General features: G+C 64.5%; 19 protein-coding genes. 9 read left to right on the forward strand and 10 right to left on the reverse strand.

The features are described 5' to 3' along the window. Window positions 1–19: 19 nt before the first annotated feature. The 5 genes from atpD to WA070_RS15715 form a co-directional block, all read right to left on the reverse strand. On the reverse strand, window positions 20–1,465 hold the full coding sequence (atpD, locus tag WA070_RS15695; protein ID WP_422634853.1) for a F0F1 ATP synthase subunit beta: 1,446 nt from the start codon (window positions 1,463–1,465) through the stop codon (window positions 20–22). Between the two features lie 25 nt (window positions 1,466–1,490). Next, window positions 1,491–2,375 carry a F0F1 ATP synthase subunit gamma gene (locus WA070_RS15700; protein WP_422634854.1) on the reverse strand — a complete coding sequence of 295 codons (885 nt, stop codon included), beginning with the start codon at window positions 2,373–2,375 and terminating at the stop codon, window positions 1,491–1,493. A gap of 56 nt (window positions 2,376–2,431) precedes the next feature. Further along, complete coding sequence (gene atpA / locus WA070_RS15705) at window positions 2,432–3,961, reverse strand: F0F1 ATP synthase subunit alpha (protein WP_422634855.1); 1,530 nt, start codon at window positions 3,959–3,961, stop codon at window positions 2,432–2,434. Between the two features lie 2 nt (window positions 3,962–3,963). After that, a complete protein-coding gene (locus tag WA070_RS15710; protein ID WP_422634922.1) occupies window positions 3,964–4,518 on the reverse strand; it encodes a F0F1 ATP synthase subunit delta in 555 nt (184 codons plus the stop codon). 183 nt (window positions 4,519–4,701) lie between these two features. Continuing rightward, entirely contained in the window at window positions 4,702–6,249 is a 1,548-nt protein-coding gene (locus WA070_RS15715; protein WP_422634856.1) for a S1C family serine protease, read from the reverse strand. Between the two features lie 127 nt (window positions 6,250–6,376). Between WA070_RS15715 and ada the strand changes: the two genes are divergently transcribed. Both ada and WA070_RS15725 read left to right on the forward strand, forming a co-directional pair. Beyond that, complete coding sequence (ada, locus tag WA070_RS15720; protein ID WP_422634857.1) at window positions 6,377–7,453, forward strand: bifunctional DNA-binding transcriptional regulator/O6-methylguanine-DNA methyltransferase Ada; 1,077 nt, start codon at window positions 6,377–6,379, stop codon at window positions 7,451–7,453. A 67-nt stretch (window positions 7,454–7,520) separates the two neighbouring features. After that, entirely contained in the window at window positions 7,521–9,011 is a 1,491-nt protein-coding gene (locus WA070_RS15725; protein ID WP_422634923.1) for a hypothetical protein, read from the forward strand. On the opposite strand, the gene WA070_RS15730 is transcribed toward WA070_RS15725, so the two are convergent. Both WA070_RS15730 and WA070_RS15735 read right to left on the reverse strand, forming a co-directional pair. Next, on the reverse strand, window positions 8,968–9,207 hold the full coding sequence (locus WA070_RS15730) for a DUF1289 domain-containing protein (RefSeq protein ID WP_422634858.1): 240 nt from the start codon (window positions 9,205–9,207) through the stop codon (window positions 8,968–8,970). The two genes, WA070_RS15725 and WA070_RS15730, sit on opposite strands and share 44 nt — an antisense overlap. Next, window positions 9,135–11,303 carry a primosomal protein N' gene (locus WA070_RS15735; RefSeq protein WP_422634859.1) on the reverse strand — a complete coding sequence of 723 codons (2,169 nt, stop codon included), beginning with the start codon at window positions 11,301–11,303 and terminating at the stop codon, window positions 9,135–9,137. The genes WA070_RS15730 and WA070_RS15735 overlap by 73 nt, the downstream gene beginning before the upstream one ends. Before the next feature lie 81 nt (window positions 11,304–11,384). Here WA070_RS15735 and fsa point away from each other — a divergent pair, with 81 nt between their 5' ends. Then, window positions 11,385–12,038, forward strand: a complete 654-nt coding sequence (gene fsa / locus WA070_RS15740; RefSeq protein WP_422634860.1) for a fructose-6-phosphate aldolase — start codon at window positions 11,385–11,387, stop codon at window positions 12,036–12,038. Between the two features lie 42 nt (window positions 12,039–12,080). Here the strand turns inward: fsa and WA070_RS15745 are convergent, their stop codons facing one another. Genes WA070_RS15745 through WA070_RS15755 form a run of 3 tightly spaced genes read right to left on the reverse strand, consistent with a single transcriptional unit; the run spans window position 12,081 to window position 15,585 of the window. Continuing rightward, window positions 12,081–12,458, reverse strand: coding sequence for a response regulator (locus tag WA070_RS15745; RefSeq protein ID WP_422634861.1), 378 nt, complete (start codon window positions 12,456–12,458; stop codon window positions 12,081–12,083). Next, window positions 12,455–14,920 (reverse strand): CHASE3 domain-containing protein, encoded by a 2,466-nt coding sequence (locus WA070_RS15750; protein WP_422634862.1) that lies wholly within the window; start codon window positions 14,918–14,920, stop codon window positions 12,455–12,457. The genes WA070_RS15745 and WA070_RS15750 overlap by 4 nt, the downstream gene beginning before the upstream one ends. A 14-nt stretch (window positions 14,921–14,934) precedes the next feature. Next, window positions 14,935–15,585 carry a response regulator transcription factor gene (locus WA070_RS15755; RefSeq protein WP_422634863.1) on the reverse strand — a complete coding sequence of 217 codons (651 nt, stop codon included), beginning with the start codon at window positions 15,583–15,585 and terminating at the stop codon, window positions 14,935–14,937. A 131-nt stretch (window positions 15,586–15,716) separates the two neighbouring features. Between WA070_RS15755 and WA070_RS15760 the strand changes: the two genes are divergently transcribed. The 6 genes from WA070_RS15760 to WA070_RS15785 all read left to right on the forward strand — a co-directional run bounded on the left by WA070_RS15760 (window position 15,717) and on the right by WA070_RS15785 (window position 21,566). After that, on the forward strand, window positions 15,717–16,361 hold the full coding sequence (locus WA070_RS15760; protein WP_422634864.1) for a hypothetical protein: 645 nt from the start codon (window positions 15,717–15,719) through the stop codon (window positions 16,359–16,361). Between the two features lie 95 nt (window positions 16,362–16,456). Then, the gene (locus WA070_RS15765) at window positions 16,457–17,002 is read left to right on the forward strand and encodes a spore coat U domain-containing protein (protein WP_422634865.1); all 546 of its coding nucleotides are present in this window, start codon (window positions 16,457–16,459) and stop codon (window positions 17,000–17,002) included. A 5-nt stretch (window positions 17,003–17,007) separates the two neighbouring features. Further along, the gene (locus WA070_RS15770; protein WP_422634866.1) at window positions 17,008–17,520 is read left to right on the forward strand and encodes a spore coat protein U domain-containing protein; all 513 of its coding nucleotides are present in this window, start codon (window positions 17,008–17,010) and stop codon (window positions 17,518–17,520) included. A gap of 22 nt (window positions 17,521–17,542) precedes the next feature. Continuing rightward, complete coding sequence (locus tag WA070_RS15775) at window positions 17,543–18,265, forward strand: molecular chaperone (protein WP_422634867.1); 723 nt, start codon at window positions 17,543–17,545, stop codon at window positions 18,263–18,265. 26 nt (window positions 18,266–18,291) lie between these two features. Beyond that, window positions 18,292–20,607, forward strand: coding sequence for a fimbria/pilus outer membrane usher protein (locus WA070_RS15780; RefSeq protein WP_422634868.1), 2,316 nt, complete (start codon window positions 18,292–18,294; stop codon window positions 20,605–20,607). Next, window positions 20,598–21,566, forward strand: coding sequence for a spore coat U domain-containing protein (locus tag WA070_RS15785; RefSeq protein WP_422634869.1), 969 nt, complete (start codon window positions 20,598–20,600; stop codon window positions 21,564–21,566). The genes WA070_RS15780 and WA070_RS15785 overlap by 10 nt, the downstream gene beginning before the upstream one ends. The last annotated feature ends 60 nt before the right edge of the window (window positions 21,567–21,626 follow it).

A 21,626-nucleotide genomic window follows, 5' to 3' on the forward strand; every position in this document is an offset into this window, starting at 1 on the left:
GAGGGTTGGATAAGACGCTTTAAGCCGCTTCGGCTGCCAGCTTCTTGGCCTTTTCGATGGCCTCGTCGATGCCGCCGACCATGTAGAAGGCGTTTTCGGGCAGATGGTCATATTCGCCATCGACCACGGCCTTGAACGACTTCACCGTATCCTCGATCTGGACGAACTTGCCGCTGATGCCGGTGAAGACTTCGGCGACGTGGAACGGCTGCGACAGGAACTTCTGAATCTTGCGCGCGCGCGCGACGGTCAGCTTATCCTCTTCGCTCAGCTCATCCATGCCCAGAATGGCGATGATGTCCTGCAACGACTTATACTTCTGGAGGATCGACTGAACCGCGCGGGCGGTGTCATAATGTTCCTGCCCCACGGTGCGGGCGGTCAGCATGCGGCTGGTCGAATCGAGCGGATCGACCGCAGGATAGATGCCCAGTTCCGAAATCGCGCGGTTGAGGTTGGTCGTCGCGTCCAGATGCGCAAAGGACGTGGCAGGCGCCGGATCGGTCAAATCGTCCGCAGGCACATAGACGGCCTGGATCGAGGTGATCGACCCCTTGTTGGTGGACGTGATGCGCTCCTGCAACTGACCCATGTCGGTCGCCAGCGTCGGCTGATAGCCCACGGCCGAAGGAATACGGCCCAGCAGAGCGGACACTTCCGCGCCCGCCTGCGTAAAGCGGAAGATGTTGTCGACGAAGAACAGCACGTCCTGATTTTCGACGTCGCGGAAATATTCAGCGATGGTCAGGCCCGACAGGGCGACGCGGGCGCGCGCACCTGGAGGCTCGTTCATCTGGCCATAGACCAGCGCAACCTTCGATCCTTCGCTGATCGCATTGCCGTCGGCATCCTTGGCGATGACGCCTGCGTCCAGAAACTCGTGATAGAGATCATTGCCTTCGCGGGTGCGCTCACCCACGCCTGCGAACACCGACGTGCCGCCATGGCCCTTGGCGATGTTGTTGATCAGTTCCTGAATGAGAACCGTCTTGCCCACGCCCGCGCCGCCGAACAGGCCGATCTTGCCGCCCTTGGCGTAGGGGGCCAGAAGGTCGATGACCTTGATGCCCGTGACCAGAATGGCGCTCTCGGTCGACTGGTCGATGAACTCGGGCGCCTTGGCATGGATGGGCGAACGCATGTCGGTCAGCACCGGGCCACGCTCGTCGATCGGCTCGCCAACGACGTTCAGGATGCGACCCAGCGTCGCGGGGCCGACGGGGACGCTGATCTGCGCGCCAGTGTCGGTCACTTCCTGACCGCGCGTCAGGCCTTCGGTCGAATCCATCGCGATGGTGCGGACGGTGTTTTCACCCAGATGCTGGGCGACTTCCAGCACCAGCCGCTGGCCGTTATTGCTGGTTTCCAGCGCCGAAAGAATGGACGGGAGCGCATCGGGGAAGGTCACGTCGACGACGGCGCCGATGACCTGCGAGATGCGGCCTACATTGTTGGTTGTTGCCATGACTGCTTCCTTGCCTGCGTATGCTTTAGAGCGCTTCCGCGCCCGAAATGATTTCGACCAGTTCGGTCGTGATCGCGGCCTGACGGCTGCGGTTATACTGGATGGTCAGCTTGCCGATCAGGTCGCCCGCGTTGCGCGTGGCGTTATCCATCGCGTTCATCGACGCGCCCTGTTCGGATGCGTTGTTTTCCAGCAGCGCCTTGAACAACTGTATCGCGATGTTGCGCGGCAACAGGTCGTCCAAGATCGCTTCTTCGCTCGGCTCGAACTCGACCGTCGCGGGGATCGCGTTGCGATCCGCATCGGCCGGGATTTTGACCGGGATGATCTGCTGTTCGGTCGGGATCTGCGCCAGAGCCGACTTGAAGCGCGAGTAGAAGAGATGCGCGACGTCGAACTTGCCGTCCAGATACATCTCGCTCAGTTCCTGCGCGATGGCCTGCGCCTGATCGTAACCGGGCTGCTTGGCGCCAGTCGTATCGAACTGCGCGACGATCGCACCGGGATACATGCGGTTGATGACCGGACGGCCCTTGCGACCGATCAGGTAGAATTTGACGGTCTTGCCCTGCTTGAGCAGTTCGTCCGCCTTGAGCCGCGCGGCCTTGACGATGTTTGCGTTGAACGCGCCTGCCAGACCACGGTCGGAGTTGGCGACGACCAGCAGATGCACGTCATCCTTGCCGGTGCCAGCGAGCAGCGGCGATGCGCCTTCGCCCGAACCGCCCGCAATCTTCGACGCGAGCGACGCGACGACCGCCTCCAGGCGCGTGGAATAGGGACGCGCGGCTTCCGCAGCGGCCTGCGCCTTGCGCAGTTTCGCTGCGGCGACCATCTGCTTCGCCTTGGTGATCTTCTGGGTCGATTTGACCGACCCGATCCGGATCTTCAGTTCCTTGAGGCTTGCCATCTCAATCCCGAATTCAGTGTAGGGAGGCCGCCAGTCGCCCGGCGGCCTTCGTCAAATCAGGCGAACGTCTTGCCGAAGCTGTCGAGCGCGGCCTTCAGCTTGCCCTTGGCATCGTCGCCCAGATCCTTGCTGTCGCGGATCGCGGTCAGCACTTCGGGGTGATCGTGCCGCAGATAGGCGAGCATCAGTTCTTCGTAGCGGTTCACGTCGCTGACCGCGATCGTGTCCAGATAGCCGTTGGTGCCAGCAAAGATCGACGCGGTCTGCTCTTCGAATGGCAGGGGCGAGAATTGCGCCTGCTTGAGCAGCTCGGTCAGACGTGCGCCACGGTTCAGCAGCTTCTGCGTCGACGCGTCGAGGTCCGAACCGAACTGGGCGAAGGCCGCCATTTCGCGATACTGCGCCAGCTCCAGCTTGATCGAGCCGGACACCTTCTTCATCGCTTTGGTCTGCGCGGCGGAACCGACGCGCGACACCGACAGGCCCACGTTGATGGCCGGACGGATACCCTGATAGAAGAGGTTGGTTTCGAGGAAAATCTGGCCGTCGGTGATCGAAATCACGTTGGTCGGGATGTAGGCCGACACGTCGCCCGCCTGAGTTTCGATGATCGGCAGCGCGGTCAGCGAACCTGAGCCATTGTCCTTGTTCATCTTGGCCGCACGCTCCAGCAGGCGGCTGTGCAGATAGAAAACGTCGCCGGGATAGGCTTCGCGGCCTGGAGGACGACGCAGCAGCAGCGACATCTGGCGATAGGCCACGGCCTGCTTGGACAGATCGTCATAGACGATGACAGCGTGCATGCCGTTGTCGCGGAAATATTCGCCCATGGTCACGCCGGTGTAAGGCGCGAGATACTGAAGCGGAGCAGGCTCGGAAGCGGTCGCGGCGACGACGATCGAATATTCCATCGCGCCATTTTCTTCGAGCTGCTTGACGATCTGCGCGACGGTCGAACGCTTCTGGCCGATCGCGACATAGATGCAATAGAGCTTCTTGCTCTCGTCATCGCCCGCATTTGCGGCCTTCTGGTTGATGAAGGTGTCGATCGCAACGGCGGTCTTGCCGGTCTGGCGATCGCCGATGATGAGTTCGCGCTGGCCACGGCCGACGGGAACCAGCGTGTCGATGGCCTTCAGGCCCGTCTGCACAGGCTCATGAACCGACGTGCGCGGGATGATGCCCGGCGCCTTCTTTTCCACGCGCATGCGCTGGTCCGCAATGATCGGCCCCTTGCCGTCGATGGGATTGCCCAGACCGTCCACGACGCGGCCCAGCAGGCCCTTGCCCACGGGCACGTCGACGATGGTGCCGGTGCGCTTGACGGTGTCGCCTTCCTTGATCTCGCTGTCGGACCCGAAGATCACGACACCGACATTGTCGGCTTCCAGGTTGAGCGCCATGCCCTGCACGCCATTGGCGAACTCGACCATTTCGCCCGCCTGGACGTTGTCGAGGCCATGGACGCGGGCAATGCCGTCACCCACGGTCAGAACGGAACCGATTTCGCTAACCTGCGCTTCGGTGCCGAAATTGGCGATCTGGTCCTTGATGACCTTCGAAATTTCTGCGGCGTTGATATCCATGTTCAGCCTTTCATCGCCATAGCGAGACTATTCAAACGGGTACGAATGGAGCTGTCGATCATCTGGCTGCCGATCTTGACGACCAGCCCACCCAGGATCGCGGGGTCGACCTTGGCATCGACCTTGACGTTGCGGCCGACGCGCGCCTTCAGGCTGGTCGCCAGCGCGTCGATCTGCGTAGCCGACAGGGGGTGCGCGCTCGTCACGTCGGCGCGGGCCTCGCCCTTGTGATTCGACAGCAGGGTTTCATAAGCGCGGATGACGGCGGGCAATTGGTCCAGGCGGCGGTTGTGCGCCAGCACGCCCAGGAATTTCGTCGTCAGTCCGTCGATCCCCATGGAGGATGCGACAGCGGCGATCGTCTTGCCTGCTGTGTCCCGGCTCAACACGGGACTGTTGATAAGCCCCTTGAAATCAGGGGATTGGACGATAGCGGCCTTCAACCCGGTCAGGCTGTCGGCCACCGTGTCGAGTGCGTTCGCGTCGCGGGCCAGATCGAACAGCGCCACCGCATAGCGGCCGCTGAGGCTAGCTTGAATACCGCCGGTAGTCTCCACGCGCTTACCGTCCTCCACTTGAAATTCGCAGGTCATGCAAAGAGAGGGGGGCAGTTACGCCGTCCCCCTGTTGTCGGGCCGGTTAGCAGCGCGATTATGACTATGCAAGTCATGGTGCGCGATTCGGTGGATACTATCGAAGCGCGGCTATTTGCCTGCGTTTTTCTGTCGCGCCCGAATTGCCTATGGCGCAGGATCGACCGGGGCGAGCCGTCCCTTCTGGCAATGATAGATGATCCGCTCGTTGGGCTGGGCCGGGACCAGCGCTGTCACGTCCGACCGCAGCGCCGCGATACGCGCCAGAGCGTCCGCGCCGCCGCCGCACGCAGGCAAGGGCTTGTCCGCGATCAGCGCGCGCAGCTTGTCCATCGTATCGCCATCGGGCAGCCAGCGCTGGACACGCAGCAGGCCGGTCGCAGGATCGAAACTGCTGTCGGACACATAATTGCCCTCGGTGGGGACATGCGTGCGCTGCCATGTCGTGCCTGATGCGACATATTGCGTGTCGCCATTGACGCAGCCACCTTCCGCCCATTTGAAGGCGACATCGTGGGGCTGCGACACGGTCAACCGGCTGCGATTGAGGTCGATCTTGCAGATGTTGTCGCCTGCCCAGGCGAACGCGCCATTGCCCACCACGCCCTGATCCTGCGCTACGGCGATCCGTTCGTCGATGCTGGAAAAACTGGGCTTGAAGAAGAAAAGGCCAAGCGCACCGAACAGCAGCACGCCGCCGCCCCCCAGGAACCACGTCGCATGTTTTTCACGCCCCTGGCTGTAGAACAGGCCCCCCGCGCCCAAACCCAGCACCGCCAGCGCCAGCAGCACGGCGGCTCCTGCCATCGCGTTTTCGCGCGCCGAAATCACGTCGCGTTCCGCCGTGTCGCGGGCGCGGGCCAGCGCCTCTCCGCGCGCCGCGTCGCTCGCCCGGCTTTTCTGGTCGCTCGCCTGCGCCTCACGCTGGGTAATCGCCGCTTCGGCCGAATCGGCGTCGGCCATCGACCGGCACGGGACGACGGTATGGAGCGAGGATACGCCCGCCTGCCGCAGGAAGGACGCAACCTCGCGCCACGATACCGCAAAGCCGAACTCCGCGTCATTGCCGTCCGACACCGACCCAAAGCTGTTGACGCCCAGCACCCGGCCGCAATCGTCGATCAACGGCCCGCCGCTGTTTCCGGCGGCCAGCGGCGCGGTATGCAGCAGCGTGTCGAAACTCTGGCCGGATCGCCCGGCGGATATGTTGCCGCTGGTCTTCACCGTCGCCAGCGGCTCGACCAGTTGCTTGAGGCTCAGCCCCTGCGCACGATCGACCGTGCCGGGATAGCCGATGGCCGTGACATGCTGCCCGTCCGCGACTGAGCCTGCGTAAAATGTCGATACCGGCATCGACCCTTCCTCCAACTGGATCAGGGCCAGATCGTTGCCGGGGGAAAAGGCGATGATTCGCCCGCCATAGGTCTTGCGCCCTTCCGAAGGGATGACGCCGATGACCAGATTCTTTTCCTCGCGCGCCAGTTCCACGACATGCGCATTGGTCAATATCTTGTCCGGCGCGACGACGATGCCGCTGCCATGCCCCACGAAATAGGCGTCGCTGCCATTGGTCGCGACCAGCGCGACACGCACCACCCCGCGCGCAGCCGCAGCGATGTCCTGCTGTTCGGCATGAAGCGACGCTGGCGCAAGCAGCGCGAGCAGAAGGGCGAAGCGGCGGATAAAGGGGACCATGTCCCGCGCATACATATTGGAAGCCTGTCGCGGCGCAATCGGGAAATGTTTCGCTTCCCGTTCAAAATGCTCGTTTGAACGCAAGCAACGGGAAGCATGGCGGCGCGAACATATCTATCGCATATCCATGCACCAGATGACTCGCCCCGATCCGACCAGTGCTTTGCCAGTAATGCCCGATGCCGACACCTGCTGGGCGGCGTTCCTGCGCCGGGACCGCGCGATGGATGGGCTGTTCGTCGGTTGCGTCGTGACCACCGGCATCTATTGCAAGCCAAGCTGCGGCGCCCGTCATCCCTTGCGGGATAATATGCGCTTCCTGTCCGATGGCGCGGCGGCGCGCGCGGCGGGCTTCCGCGCCTGCCTGCGCTGCCGTCCCGACGAAGTGGGCCGCGACCGGCGCGCCGTGGACTTGGCGATCGCACTGATAGAGGGCGCGGAAGAACCGCCTGCGCTGGCCATCATAGCTGCCCATGTCGGCTATGCCCCCCATCATTTCCATCGCCTGTTCAAGCGGGAAACCGGCCTCACCCCTGCCGCCTACGCCCGCGCTCTGCGCGCTGATCGCCTGAAGCTGGCGCTTGAGCAGCCGGGCAGCGTCACCGACGCCATCTACGCGGCGGGCTATAACGCGCCCAGCCGCGCCTATGCCGATGCACGCGCGCAGTTGGGCATGACGCCCAGCGCATGGCAGGACGGGGGCAGGGGCGTGACGATCCGCTGGCGGACGATCGACACAAGCCTTGGCCCGATGCTGGTCGCGGCCACCCCGCGCGGCCTGTGCCGCATCAGCTTCGATGAAGGCGAGGAGGACTTTCGCGCTCGCTTCCCCAACGCCGACCTGCGCCCCGCCGACCCGGAGCTGGATCGTCTCGCCACCGCCGTGGCCGCACTGGTGGATGATCCCACCGCCACGCCAGACCTGCCCACTGACATTGGCGGCACCGCGTTCCAGCAAGCCGTCTGGGCCGCCCTGCGCGCCATCCCTCCGGGGCAAACCCGCAGCTACGCCCAGATCGCAGCAGCGATCGGGCGTCCGGGCGCCGTGCGCGCAGCCGGCACGGCCTGCGGCAGCAACACGCTGGCCATCCTCATCCCCTGCCATCGGGTCGTGCGCGGCGATGGCGGCATCGGCGGTTATGCCTGGGGACCAGAGCGAAAGCAGACGCTGCTGGCGAAGGAACGGCGGGACAATATGGACTGATTTCGCCTTTTCTTTCCCGCCGCGCTTTGCCAAACCTGGCGTGGGGATGATCGGGGGGCAGATGACGATGCGGTTTGGAACAGCGGTGCTGGCGGGCGTGATGCTCGCGCTATCGGGAACAGCGCACGCGGCCTGGTGGCAGGCGCAAAGCCGCCACTTCACCGTCTATAGCGAAGGCAATGACGCCAAATTGCGCAGCTTCGCCGAACGGCTGGAAAAGTTCGACTTTCTGCTGCGCACCGTCACCGGCGTGACCGATCCCGAACAGGGCAGCCCGGTAAAGGTCTATCTCCTGTCGACCGAGGCGAAGGTGCGCGACCTGGCGCGCAATCCCAATATCGGCGGCTTCTACACCACGTCGGATCGCACCGCCTTCGCCGTGCTGTCGCGCGAAGCCAAGACCGGCAAGTTCGATTTCGGGGCGGAGGAAATCCTCTTCCACGAATATACCCATCATTTCATGCTGCACCATTTCCCCGCCGCCTATCCCGCATGGTATGTCGAGGGGTTCGCCGAATTTTTCTCGACCGTCATATTCAACAAGGACGGGTCGATCGATTTTGGCCATGCGCCGCTCGCCCGCGCGCCGGGTCTCGTGCTGGGTTCGCCCTATCCGGTGGCCAATCTTTTCGCGCGCGACACTGGCGGTCTCAGCCGACGGGACGGCGATCGCTATTATGGCACGGCATGGCTGCTGACGCATTATTTCCGATATACGCCGGCTCGGAAGCCGGAAATCGCGCGCTATCTCACCGACGTCGCTAACGGCGTCAAAGACATCGATCCCAACAGCTATTTTGCGGGCGGCCTTGCGGGTTTGGAAAAGGACATCAAGGTCTATATGCGGCACAGGATGTCGGCATCCCGTCTGACGCCCAGGGAAATGAAGCTGGACCCTATCACGGTCAGCGCCCTCGATCCCGCACAAGGCGCTGTGATGGAGCCGGAACTGCGCCTGATGAACCGACCTCGGACGGAGGATTTGCCCGCCATCGTAACGGCGATCCGCGCAGCCACCGCGCAATATTCCGCAAGCGCCTATGTCCTCGCCCTGCTGGCGGAAAGCGAGGCGGCGGCCGAGCAGCAGGATGCCGCGCTGGTCGATGCCGACCGGGCGATCGCGATCGATCCCAAATCCGCGCGGGCTTATGCGGTGCGCGCCTCGATCCTGCTGGAACGCGCACAGGGCAGCGACAGGGCGGAGGATTGGAAGGCGGCGCTGACCTCCATCGTCCGTGCGAACCGCGCCGACACCGAAGACCCGGTGCCGCTGGCGCTTTTCTATCGCTATCACAGAATGCGCGGCGGCACGATGCCCGACATCGGCTATGACGGTCTCTACAAGGCGTTCACCCTGTTGCCGCAAAGCCCCAATTATCGCATCAACTTCGCGCAGGCGATGGCCGAACGCGGCGACTATGCGACCGCCTCGATCCTGCTCGACCCTCTCGCCTATTCGCCCCACGCCTCGGATCTGCGCGCCGCCGCTCTTAAAATGAAGGCGGACCTAGATGCTAAGGCCCCCGCAAAGGCACCCAGTCCTTCACCCGCGCCATGACGGCGGCGCGCGCATCATTACCGATGCTGCGCCAATGCACGATCTCGTCGGTCGTCCGCCCGCATCCGGTGCAAAAGGCGCGCGCTGCATCCAGCGCACACTGGTTCCGGCACGGCGTCTCCATCACATGAAGCTGTAAGGATCGACGTCCACAGCCACGCGCGTCCCCGATTTCCACGCCAGATTGCCCAGCCATTCGCGGATCGCCGCCTGCACGTCCACGCTGCGCGTCGCGTGGATCAGCAGGCGGTGCCGGTGCCGCCCGCGCAGGACGGACAGCGGCGCGGGCGCAGGGCCATAGACGCGCATCCCCTCGATCAGGGGCGCGGACTTGCCGATCAGCCGCGCGGTCTGCGCCGCCTCGTCCGCATTCTCGCTGGAAATGATGATCGCGGCGAATCGACCGAAAGGCGGGGCATTGGCCCGCCGCCTGTTCTCCGTCTCGACCGCATAGAAACGCTCGGTGTCGCCCTCGATCAGCGTCTTGATGACTTCACTTTCCGGCATCCGCGTCTGGATGAAAACCCGCCCCGGCTTGGCCCCGCGCCCCGCACGCCCGGCGACCTGCACGATCTGCTGGAATGTCCGCTCAGCCGCACGCAGATCGCCTCCCTCCAGCCCCAGATCCGCGTCGATCACCCCCACCAATGTCAGATTGGGAAAATGATAGCCTTTGGTGACCAGTTGCGTCCCTACGATGATGTCGATGTCGCCCGCTTCCACCGACTTGACGAAATCGGCGACGCGCGCTGGCGAACTGAGCGTATCGGACGTCGCGATCGCCGTGCGCGCCTGCGGCCACAGCGCCTTCACCTCATCGGCGATCCGCTCGACCCCCGGCCCGCACGCGACCAGGCTGTCCTCCTCCTTGCACTCCGGGCATCGGCGCGGCGCGGGGACGACATGGCCGCAATGGTGACAGGCCAGCCGATGCGTCAGCCGATGTTCGACCATCCACGCCGTGCAATTGGGGCACTGAAACCGGTATCCGCAATGGCGGCACAGCGTCAGCGGCGCATAACCACGCCGGTTGAGAAACAGCAGGCTCTGCTCCCCCTTGGCCAACACGTCATCGATCGCCACGACCAGTGGCGGCGCGATCCAGCGGCCCCGCTCGGGCGGATCGGTCAGCAGGTTGATGCCCTCGATTCCGGGCATTTCCGCCCCGCCATAGCGCGACGGCAGCTTGATTTCCGCATAGCGGCCCAGTTCCACCTGATGCCGCGTCTCGATCGCCGGGGTGGCGGACGCCAGAATGACCGGGAATTTCTCGATCAACCCGCGCATCACCGCCACGTCGCGGGCATGATAATGGACGCCGTCCTCCTGCTTGAAACTCGCCTCATGCGCTTCGTCCACGACGATGAGGCCAAGGTTCGGGTAGGGCAGGAACAAAGCCGACCGCGCCCCAACCACCACCTGCGCCTGCCCGCTCGCGATCGCGCGCCACGCCCGCCGCCGCTCGCTCTGGCGCAGGCCGCTGTGCCAGTTGACCGGTATCGTCCCGAACCGCGCCTCGAACCGCTCCAGAAACGGCTCCGTCAGCGCGATTTCGGGCAGCAGCACCAGCACTTGCCGGTCGTCGCGGATCGCCGCCGCAATCGCCTCGAAATAGACCTCGGTCTTGCCCGATCCCGTAACGCCGTCCAGCAGGAAAGGCGCAAAGTCCTTTGCCCGCACCGCGTCGGCCATCGTGGTTGCGGCCTCCTGCTGTGCCTCCGACAGGACAGGCTGCGCATGACCCGGATCGGGCATGGGAAAGGGCGTATCGACGCTGACTTCCACCGGCTCGAATATATCCTGCTTGATGAGGCCACGGATCACCGCGTCGCTTACCCCGCCGATCATCGCCAGTTCGCGGATCAGCCCCTGCCGCTGGCCGATCCGCTCCAGCGCCTGCGCGCGCTGCTCGGTCATGCGCTCCGGCACGGCCCCGGTCGCCTTATATTCGATGACCGTGCGCACCCCCTCCAGCGCCGCCATCGACGCCAGCGCCATGCGCAGCACGGCGGCGGGCGGGCTGAGATAATAGTCCGCCGTCCATTCGATCAGGCGGCGCAACGGTGCGGGCAGGGGCGGGGCATCCACCACCTCCACCAGATTGCGCAGCCGGTTGTCGCCGACTGTATCGACGTCGGGAAAGCTCGCCTCCTCCCACACCACGCCGACCAGTTGGCGCGGCCCCAATGGCGCGACGACGATGCTGCCCGGCTGGACGCTCATGCCATGCGGCACGCGATAGTCGAGCGGGCCTAAAGCGGCGTTGAGGATGAGGACACGAGCGCGGGACATGTGCCTCCATGTAGGACAGGCGGGGTGCAAGACGCTATAGGCGCGGGCAACGAATCACTTTTTTGGGCAAAGGGCATAGCCATGAAATTCTTCGTCGACACCGCCGACACCGCTGAAATCCGCGATCTTGCCGCCACCGGCCTGCTCGACGGCGTCACCACCAACCCGTCGCTGATCGCCAAGTCCGGCCGTCAGTTCGTAGATGTGGTCGCTGAAATCTGCGGGCTGGTCGAAGGGCCAGTGTCCGCCGAAGTCATCGCACTCGACCATGAAACGATGATGCGGGAAGCTGAAGTCCTGCGCAAGATCGCCGACAATGTCTGCATCAAGGTGCCCCTGACGATCGACGGCCTCAAAACATGCAAGGCGCTGACGGACGAAGGGACGCAGGTCAACGTCACCCTCTGCTTCTCCGCCAATCAGGCGCTGCTTGCGGCGAAGGCCGGGGCCAGCTTCATTTCGCCTTTCGTCGGCCGTCATGATGATAATGGCTTCGATGGCATGGCGCTCATTCAGGACATTCGCCTGATCTACGACAATTATGGCTTCGACACCGAAATCCTCGTCGCCTCCGTCCGCCACCCCATCCATGTGCTGGAAAGCGCGCGCATCGGTGCCGACGTGATGACTGCGCCGCCCGCCGTCATCAAATCGCTGTTCAACCATGTGCTGACTGACAAGGGCATCGCTGGTTTCATGGCCGACTGGGCCAAGACCGGCCAGTCCATCCTCTGATCGAACGATGCGACCGGGCGTGGCATATGCGCCCGGTCGCCATCATGGATTGCCCAAAATATTGCGGATGTCCCCGGCCAGACGCAGCGGGTCGAATGGTTTGCGTATGACGCCGATCGCCCCCATCGTTAGGTAGCGTTCCACATCGGACTCGCGGCCCTTGGCGGTCATGAAGATAACGGGAATACGCGCCAGTTGCGGTCGTTCCCTGACCTTGGCCAGCATGGTCGGGCCATCGATACCTGGCATCATCACGTCGAGCAATATGACATCTGGCGACCATGTAGTCAGCAGGTCCAGCGCGGCTTGCGCCGTGGACATTGCCCTGACCCGGACATCGCCGTCTATGCCCAGAGCCAGTTCGACGATCGTGCGAATATCGTCGTCATCGTCAACGTAAAGAATATCGATCCGTGTCATGGCTGATCCGTGTCGTGACGATCGAGAACGCGCCTGATCGTCGCACGCAGGTCTGGAAAGGATCCGCGCGATTTGATGAGGACGGCATCGACCATGCGGGCGGCGTCGGGACCAACATCATGCGCGGAATAAAGGATTGTCGGTATCGCCCGCCCATGATGGTCGATCAGCATGGGCAGCAGGTCGAGGCCGCTGCCCTGCGCCAGATGCAGGTCCAATATCACGACGTCGGGCATGTCCGACTGGATCAGCGCGCGTGCCGTCGCCAGGTCCGACGCACGCAGGACGCGGGCTGTCGGTCCCAGCGCGGCAGCTGTGATTTCCAGCACATCGCGATCATCGTCCAGATGCAATATGGTGGGGCGCGCGATGCTCGACGGGCGCAGCGCCAGTTCGATCGCGCTTTCCAGTCGTCGTGGATCGACGGGTTTTTCGATCCACTCGACGATGTCGAAGGGAATAGGCTGGGCCAGTCCCTCGCGCGCCTGTCCTGACACGATGATGACTGGCATGACTGAATAACCGATTTCGCTATACAGCCTGTGGGCGAAGTTCAGGCCGTTTTCATCCGGCAGGTTCAGGTCCAGCAGCAAGGCCGAATAGCTGTGCTTTTCCAGCGCCTCGCGCGCTTGCGCGGCGCTGCCCACGCAATGGGCGGTAAAGCCGATCGCGGATACCATGTCGCACAGCACGCCAACCATGTCGGGGTCGTTTTCGCAGATCAGGATGGATTCGCCGCCCGCTGCGTGTTCGGGCACCGGGCGCAGGACGTCCAGTTCGAACGCGAAACGGGTGCCCTTGGGCGATCGGTCCTCGAACCAGATACGCCCGTCATGACGATGCATGATCTCCTGCGAAATGGCCAGGCCCAGGCCCGTGCCCACGCCGTCCTGCACATCCGCCCGCTCGAACCGGCCGAAGATGCGATCACGAAAACCGTGCGGTACACCCGGACCTTCATCGTCCACCGTGATTTGCGCCTTGCTGCCTTCTTCGTCCAGCCAGCAGCCGATCGTCACCGCGCTGCCCGGTGGGGCCGCCCGGATCGCGTTGGACACGATGTTGGTGACGACCTGCAACAGGCGTTCGGCATCGCCCGACACCATGACAGGCTCGTCGGGCACCAGCGCGTCGATCCTCACATGGGCGACCCCCGCCAGCCCCTCGCTGCCTTCGCACGCGCGGGTGACGACCTGGCGCAGGTCGATGGGCACGCGCTCGACCTGCAGCCGTCCCGACTGCAAACGGTCGATGTCCAGCATGTCGTTGATCAGGCGGATCAGGCGGCGGCTGTTATTTTCCGCAATCTCGATCAGCCGGGTTGCTGTTGCGGGCAATGCGCCTGCCTGCCCGCCACGCAGCAGGCCCAGCGCACCGACCACCGACGTCAACGGGGTGCGCAGTTCGTGACTGACGGTGGAAATAAACTCGTCCTTCAGCGCCTCGGCCCGCCGCCGCGCCGAAATGTCGCGCAGCGACGCGATGACATGATCGCCGCCGGGTACGCGCATCGTGCCCATCGCGATGTCCACCGCGACTTGGTGCCCATCCTTGTGCCGGACTTCCCGATCGGGCAGGAAATGATCGCGCAGCACTCCGTCGATCAGGCCGATGCGTTCGTGAAACGTACCCTTGCCGTCGGCCAGCGTCAGCAGGATGGACAGGTCGCGCCGCTCCAGCTCCCCGGCGCTATAGCCCAGCATGCGTTCGGCGGCGGGATTGACTGACTCGATCGACCCGCTGGGGTTGACGATAATCAGTGCGTCGATCGTGCTGTCCAGAATAGCCCGGTTGCGAGCGGCCGAATCATAGGCTTCCACCTGCGCCAGATGGCGCGACAGCCGCTGACGCCAGAGCAGGAACATACCGGCCGCCAGCACCATGCTCACGATGCCAACGGCGATCCAGATGATCGTCTGCATCTGCACGGCGTGGCGGTTATAGGCCGCAACGCGGGCGACACGAATGCCTTCCTCCGTCATCAACATCGCCTCCGCTCGGGTGCGGATGATGTCCATCAACTTGCGCCCATCGCCTTCCTTGACCCGTGCGATGGCGGCGGCCAGACCCTTGTTCCTGCGTTCCGCGATGACGCCATCCATCTCGCGGAACTTCCGGCTGACGACGGCTGACAATGTTTCAAGCCGCGCATTTTGATCCGGCGAGTCGGCGAACCGGCCTGCCAGCTTCGCCAGCGACTCCTCTGCCTGTCGCCGCGCGGGGAAATAGGGGGCCAGGAACCGCTCGTCGCCGGTCAGGACGAAGCCACGCTGGCTGGCCTCCGCGTCGCTGACGTGGGCGATCAGCGATGCCGCGCGCGTCGCCCGGTCGAACGAAGCGTTGGCATGACTTGTCAGCCGATCGGTCGCACTGAACTCCGCGCCCAGCCACAGGGCAAAGCCCGCCAGGACGATGGGGACGAGCAAAGCGATCGCCAGGAATCGCCGCCGTCCCGTCGTCATGGATGGCGCACCGATCATAGTGCGCTGTCGGGTGCCGTGTCGCCGAACAGGGGCTGCATCGCCAGCAACGCCTGCGTGCGGTTGGTGACATGCAGCTTGCGGAAAATGGCGGTCAGATGCGCCTTCACCGTGGCTTCGCTGATGACCAGATCACCCGCAATCTGCTTGTTGTTGCGCCCGTCCGCCATCGCCAGCAACACCCGCATCTGCGCGCCCGACAGGGCGTCCAGCCGATTTCGCGCGTTGGCGATTTCGGACATGTCATGATTGGCGATGGCCGGAAAGATCACCGTACCTTCCGCGATTTTGCGAATGGCCTGGCTCAGTTCGTCGATCGAACTGGATTTGAGCAGATAGCCTGCCGCGCCCAGCGCGCGCGCCGCTTCGACCAGCCGGGGATCGCGATGGGCGGTGACGATGACGATGGGGGTGCGGCCCAGCCGATGTTGCAGCCGTAGGAAACCGGAAAATCCGTGCGCGTCGGGCAGGCCAAGGTCCAGCAACGCCAGCCTGTAATCGCCGCGCCGGGCGATCGCCGCTTCGGCTTCTTCGATCGATCCGGCATTGTCGATGCCGATGCCGGGAAATGCGGCGCGAGCGGCAAGGCCCAGGCCCTCGCGCGTGAGGGGGTGGTCGTCTGCAACCAGGACGTTACGCGCCTGCATCGCCTCGTATCCCCTTTGCTTGCCCGTTACTTGCCGGGTATCGCTAACATGCAATAGTGACAGATGATAAAGACTTGTCGACCCCTAATATGGTTCCGGTTCATGTCTCATACATTTCCTGGGAGTTGCTTGTGACTTCATCGGCGATTTTGCTCATCGGCGACGATGCGTCGGCTCTGGACGCCCTGACTCGCGCGCTTATGGGCAGACAAGTTATGGTCATCAACGAGTTCGCCTGCGCCCCGGCCATGCTGGAACAGGCCGTGCCCAGCCTCATCATCCTGACCGACGCCCCCCAACAGGCGGCATGGGCGCAGGCGATCCGGTCGGGGGCAGGGCGCTGCGCCGCCATGCCGATCCTCGCCTGTGCGGCCACAGGGCACGCGGCAGTTCCCGCCGGTTGCGACGCCATACTCCCGTTCCCCGCTTCACCCGCCTCTATCGACAGTCACGTCGCCGCATGGTTGCCGCAGGACGATATGGCCCGCGCCCGCGCGCTTGCCGAACGGTTCGGCGCGGCGCAGATCATGCCGATGGTGGACCGCCTGCGTGGCGAACTGGAAACCGCGCTGGCGTCACTCGATCGGGGCGAAGACGCAGGTCATGCGCATCGCATCGCCGGGGTCGCGGGCACACTGGGCTTTGCAGCGGTCAGTGAAAGCTGGCTGATATTGTCGGAACAGGGCGGCAAGGATGCGCAGAAAGAAGCCCGCCGCACCGCGCGAATCGCCATCGCGGAAATTAGTCGTGGAACCGAAACCAACGACGCGTGTTAGACTCTGGTCTTAAACCAGCCAGTTACGGTTGCGCTCGTAAGGTTTCATTTACCTGAAGAGCATTGGTGGTCTCCACGTTCAAAGGAGCTGCCACGATGTCCCACCTGTTCAAGTCCTCCCGCCGTCGGTTCGCGCTGGCTGCAGCAATCGCCTGCGCCGCCTTCACCGCCCCTGCCTATGCCGACAGCAGTTCAGGCACGATCGGCCTGTTGCTTAACGTCACGAATGCCTGCGTCGTCAACGGCGCGGCCAGCGTGCAATCCAACTTCGGTTCGCTCGGTTCCATCAATTTCCCTGACCAGCCGGGTATCTTCGGCAATGTCGATGGCCAGCTTGTCGGCACGCTTGGCGCGTTGCAGGTGCAATGTTCGCCCAATGCCACGCCGGTCCTGCTGATCGGCGCGGGTGCCAACGACGCGGCGGGCGCACGCCATATGGCGTCGAATGGCACCACGGTCGCCTATCGCCTCTTCTCCGACGCGGGCCGCACCACCGAAATCACCATCGGCCAGCAGCTTCCTCTTGGCACCGCCACCACGGCGGCGATCACCGTGCCGATCTACGCCCGCGTCAATTCAGGCGGTCTGGTCCTGCCTGCAGGCGCCTATACCGACACGGTGCAGGTCACGCTGAGCTGGTAAGGGCGATGCAACGCGGTCTCCTCGCACTGTCCCTCGGCTTCGCGCTGACGCCCATGTCAGCGCTGGCCGAAACGACCAAAGCGTTTCAGGTCAGCGCCGACATCGTTCAGGGCTGCATCGTTGCCACCAATAGCAACGGACAATGGGGCAGCATCGATCTGGGCACTGTATCGGGCGTGGCACGCGGCACCGTCACTGCGGATCTGCTGTCGGGGGGCGTCGCAGGGATCCAGATCGACTGCACGCCCAATATGAGCGCCACGATCAGCGCCGACAACGGCGTGCGCGGGGTGGCGGGCGTCCGCGCGCTCGGCCTGAACGGCTCGTCCGTCTCGACCATCCCCTATCAACTGTTCGCCGATGGCAGCGCCACGCCATGGACCACCCAATCCATCGCGCTCGTCTTTGGCAGCGGCGCGACCCGGCGGGTTCTGCCCATCCGGGGTGTGGCCACCCTGTCCGGCGCCATGGCGGCGGGCGCTTACAGCGACACGGTTCGCATCACGCTCAGCTGGTGAGCCAGCCGGAAGGCCAAGTCCCATGTTCTCCCTGTCCCGTTTGATCCTGATCCCCTTGTTGACCACCCTGGCGCTGGCGACCCCCGCATTGGCATCGACCGTCGTCATCTGGCCCGTCGATCCGGTGCTCAAACCGGGCGAACAAACCACTGGCCTGTGGCTGGAAAACAAGGGTGACAAGCCTGTCACCTTGCAGGTCCGTTCCTTCGACTGGGCGCAGCGTAGCGGGGAAGATCAGCTCAATCCGCAGGACGATGTCGTCGCCAGTCCGCCGATCGCCACGGTCGAACCGGGCAAGCGCCAGCTGGTCCGCCTGTTCCGCCGCGCCGCCACATCGCCCGATGGCGCACCCGAAAAATCCTACCGCCTGATCGTCGATGAACTGCCGCAGGCCGCGCAGACCGGCGGCGGCGAAGCATCGGCGGGGCTTGCCGTCCAGATGCGCTATTCGATTCCCCTGTTCGTCTATGCCGCCGACGTCGCAACGCTCAGCCCCCGGCTGGTGCCGACCTATCGTGCCACCGCCGATGAACAGGCCGTCGAAATCCACAATACAGGCGCAGTCCATGCGCGCCTCACCGACCTGCGCGTCGGCATGGGCGGACAACAACGCATGGTGAAACCGGGTCTGGCGGGCTACATCCTGCCCGGCGCGACCCTGCGCATCGCCCTGCCTGACAATGCGCCCGGCGTCGTCACCGTCGGCGTCAATGGCAAGGATGTGACGCTGACACCGGCTATCTGAGCGGTGTTGGTCGTCGGCTCCCCCTCATGCAGATCATGTCCCTCCTCGCCGGATGGCTCGTGCTGGCCCTGCCGGTCGGCGCGGCGCAGGCCGCATCGGCCGACAGCCTGCTGCCGCTGGCATCAGGTGCGTCCATGACGACTGGCGCGCCTGTCCATCTGTTCGTGGAACTGACGGTCAACGGCGCCTCCGTTCCCGGCATCGCCGAAATCGTCCAGCAGGACGGGCATATGCTGGTGGACGCCGCCACGCTGCGCGCGGCCCATGTCGCGGTCAGCGGCGAAGGCCTGCTGGACCTTACGCAGCTGCGCGGCATCGACGCGGATTATGATGCGCAGCAACAGCGGCTGCACCTGACCGTTGCCGACGATCTTCTGCCCATCAACGCCGTCGCCCCCGACCATCGCGCGCAAATGCCCATCACCACCAGCCCCGGCGCGCTGCTGAACTATGATCTGTTCGCGCAACGGGCGGGCGGGCGCACGAGCGTCTCTCTCTGGTCCGAACAGCGGCTGTTCGGACCCCTGGGCATCCTGTCCAACACCGGCGTCCTGCGAACCGGCGGCTTCACGCGCAGCGGCTATATCCGCTACGACACGACCTATCGCTATATCGATGAAAGCCGCGCACTCGTCGCGACTGCGGGCGACACCATCACCGGCGCGCTGCCATGGAGCAGCGCCGTGCGCATCGGCGGCCTGCAAATCGCGCGCAGCTTTCGCACCCGGCCCGACCTCATCACCATGCCGTTGCCGGATTTCCGGGGGCAGGCGGCCCTGCCGTCCAGCGTGGACCTGTTCGTCAACGGCTATCGCCAGCAACAATCGCAGGTCGCGCCGGGCCGCTTCGTCCTGAACAACGTCCCCGTCGTCAATGGCGCAGGCGAAGCGCGCGTCGTCACCACCGACGCGTTGGGGCGGCAGGTCGCGACCGTCATCCCCTTCTATGTCGCGCCCGATCTGCTGCGTCCGGGGCTGACCGATTTCTCGCTCGAACTGGGCGCATTGCGCCGCGATTACGGCATCGCCAGCCTGTCCTATGGCCGCATGGTCGCCAATGCCTCGGTCCGTCGCGGCATCACGCGCCATGTCACGCTGGAGGGGCATGGAGAGGCCGCCCGCAACCTTGCACTCGGCGGCATCGGGCTTGTCTGGTCGCCCGGCCTGTGGGGCGCGGTCAATGCTTCGGTCGCAGTCAGCCGTCGTGCGGGCATGACGGGCAGGCAGGCGGTCATCGGCTACACCTATTCGGGCCGCCGCTTCACCATCGGCGCGGAACATCGCGAACGCAGCGAAACCTTTGCCGATCTGGGCAGCTTCGACCTTGGCCGCTGGCGCGGACGATCGCAAAGCGACCGCGTCAGCGGCAGTCTGGCACTCGGTCGCCTCGGCAGCATGGGCGCGGCCTATATCAGCGCCCGGACGCGTGACGGCAACCGCGCGCGCATCGCCACGGCATCCTGGTCCGTCTCGCTGCGCAACAGCCTCTCGGCCTTCGCGGCCGCCGACTATGACCTCGCCACCAATCGCGCCAGCGCTCAGGTCCGCCTCGTCATGGCGTTCGGCCCCTCGGCCGCCAGCGTCGGCATCAGCCGCCAGCCCGGTGGCCGCCTGCGGTTCGAGGGCGACTATGCCCGCACCCTGCCCAGTGACGGCGGACTGGGTTATGGCGCGAGCGGCGCTGTGGACCAGCGCGGCGCCTTCACGGGTCAGGCCAACGCAATCTGGCGCGGCCCTGCCTTCGAAATCACCGGCGGCGCGGCCCGCTCCCCCGGCGCAAGCAGCGTGTGGGCCGGGGCCAGCGGATCGGTCGCCTTTCTGGGTGGCAAACCCTATCTCGCCAATCAGCTACCCGCCGCCTTCGCCGTGGTGGAAACCGGCATGGCCGGCGTGTCGGTCTATTATGAAAATCAGCGGATCGGCGAAACGCAAAAGGACGGACGCCTGTTCGTCCCCCGCGTCACGCCCTACCACCCCAGCAACTTCACCATCGACATGATGGACCTGCCCGAAGGGGTAGAGGCCCGCACCATCGAACAGCGTATCGCCGTGCGTGAAAATAGCGGTGCGGTCATCGCCATGCCCGTGCGCCTCGTCCGCTCGGCCACCGTCGCGCTGACTGACGGCGCAGGCCGCCCGCTGCCTCCCGGCACGCCTGTGTCGCTCTCGTCGGGTGATGGATCGGTGTCGATGGTCGGCTGGGACGGCATCATCCTGTTGCAGGGGATGACCGGGCCGGTCGTGCTCACCGCCCGCATGGCAAGCGGTCCCTGCACCGCCCGCCTCGCCATCGCCGCCGATACCGGTCCGGTCGCCAATCTGGGGAGCGTTTCATGCCGATGATCGCTCGCCTGATCCTGCGCGCCATGCTGTTCACCTTGGCCATGATCGCCGCGCCGCAGGTGCAGGCCGCCTGCACGCGCACCCCTGCGACCACCACGACCTTCGCGCCCGCCTCCTCCTACGACATCCGCGCCGGTTCGGTCGCCACCGTTGCTGCGCCATCCTCCTTCGGTTGCAGCGGCACCGCGATCGTCATCCTGTCCAGCAACAATGCGACGGCGACCGTCAACAGCACGAATAATTTCACCCTGAGGAATGCGGCGGGCGACGCCATCGCCTATCGCCTCTCTGCGGACTCCGCCGGGACGAAGGCCTTCACGCAGGGCGGCTCGATCAACTATTTCGATCCCGCATTGCTCGCCCTGCTGGGCATATTGAACGGCGGCAATTTCACGCCCACCATGTACGCGGCCATCACCAACACGCCCAATATTTCGGCTGGCACCTACACCGACACCATCACCGTCAACTGGAACTGGAACGTCTGTCACCTGCTCAACGTCGCGGGTCTGCTCTGCCTCATCGGCGAAAGCGGCAGCGGCACTACGGTCATGACCGTCACCCTGACCGTGGGCAAGGATTGCCGCATCAGCGCGCCCAACCTGTCCTTCAACAGCGCGCCGCTCGCCTCGCAATTTGCCAGCGTCACCCAGTCGGTCGCGGTCGATTGCACCAAGGACGCCACCTATTCCGTCGCCTTCACCAACGGCAACAGCGGCTCAGCCCGCCCATGGCGCGCGATGAGCGACGGGGCAGGGCATGGCTTGCAATATAATATCTATCAGGCCGATGGAGTCACCATCTGGGACCAGACCAGTGCCTTGCCCGGCGGCCTGCCCGGCACCGGCGCGCTGGTTCCTGCCCAGATGCAGGTCTACGTCGCCAGGGTGAACCCGGCGCAGGCGACGCCGCCTGCGGGTCGCTACACCGATACGGTCAGCGTGGTCATCACTTTCTGATCTGTGACTGGACCTGCTCCAAACACATTTCGTCGTAAACGAACTTTCCTGCACCCCCGT

Source organism: Sphingobium sp. (assembly GCF_049304695.1).
In the GTDB taxonomy this organism is placed as follows: Bacteria; Pseudomonadota; Alphaproteobacteria; order Sphingomonadales; family Sphingomonadaceae; genus Sphingobium.

Coding starts and splice junctions, on each gene's coding strand:
- atpD (WP_422634853.1), bottom strand. CDS start 1,465: ATGGCAACAACCAACAATGTAGGCCGCATCTCGCAGGTCATCGGCGCC.
- WA070_RS15700 (WP_422634854.1), bottom strand. CDS start 2,375: ATGGCAAGCCTCAAGGAACTGAAGATCCGGATCGGGTCGGTCAAATCG.
- atpA (WP_422634855.1), bottom strand. CDS start 3,961: ATGGATATCAACGCCGCAGAAATTTCGAAGGTCATCAAGGACCAGATC.
- WA070_RS15715 (WP_422634856.1), bottom strand. CDS start 6,249: ATGGTCCCCTTTATCCGCCGCTTCGCCCTTCTGCTCGCGCTGCTTGCG.
- ada (WP_422634857.1), top strand. CDS start 6,377: ATGCACCAGATGACTCGCCCCGATCCGACCAGTGCTTTGCCAGTAATG.
- WA070_RS15725 (WP_422634923.1), top strand. CDS start 7,521: ATGCGGTTTGGAACAGCGGTGCTGGCGGGCGTGATGCTCGCGCTATCG.
- WA070_RS15730 (WP_422634858.1), bottom strand. CDS start 9,207: ATGGCTGGGCAATCTGGCGTGGAAATCGGGGACGCGCGTGGCTGTGGA.
- WA070_RS15735 (WP_422634859.1), bottom strand. CDS start 11,303: ATGTCCCGCGCTCGTGTCCTCATCCTCAACGCCGCTTTAGGCCCGCTC.
- fsa (WP_422634860.1), top strand. CDS start 11,385: ATGAAATTCTTCGTCGACACCGCCGACACCGCTGAAATCCGCGATCTT.
- WA070_RS15745 (WP_422634861.1), bottom strand. CDS start 12,458: ATGACACGGATCGATATTCTTTACGTTGACGATGACGACGATATTCGC.
- WA070_RS15750 (WP_422634862.1), bottom strand. CDS start 14,920: ATGACGACGGGACGGCGGCGATTCCTGGCGATCGCTTTGCTCGTCCCC.
- WA070_RS15755 (WP_422634863.1), bottom strand. CDS start 15,585: ATGCAGGCGCGTAACGTCCTGGTTGCAGACGACCACCCCCTCACGCGC.
- WA070_RS15765 (WP_422634865.1), top strand. CDS start 16,457: ATGTCCCACCTGTTCAAGTCCTCCCGCCGTCGGTTCGCGCTGGCTGCA.
- WA070_RS15770 (WP_422634866.1), top strand. CDS start 17,008: ATGCAACGCGGTCTCCTCGCACTGTCCCTCGGCTTCGCGCTGACGCCC.
- WA070_RS15775 (WP_422634867.1), top strand. CDS start 17,543: ATGTTCTCCCTGTCCCGTTTGATCCTGATCCCCTTGTTGACCACCCTG.
- WA070_RS15780 (WP_422634868.1), top strand. CDS start 18,292: ATGCAGATCATGTCCCTCCTCGCCGGATGGCTCGTGCTGGCCCTGCCG.
- WA070_RS15785 (WP_422634869.1), top strand. CDS start 20,598: ATGCCGATGATCGCTCGCCTGATCCTGCGCGCCATGCTGTTCACCTTG.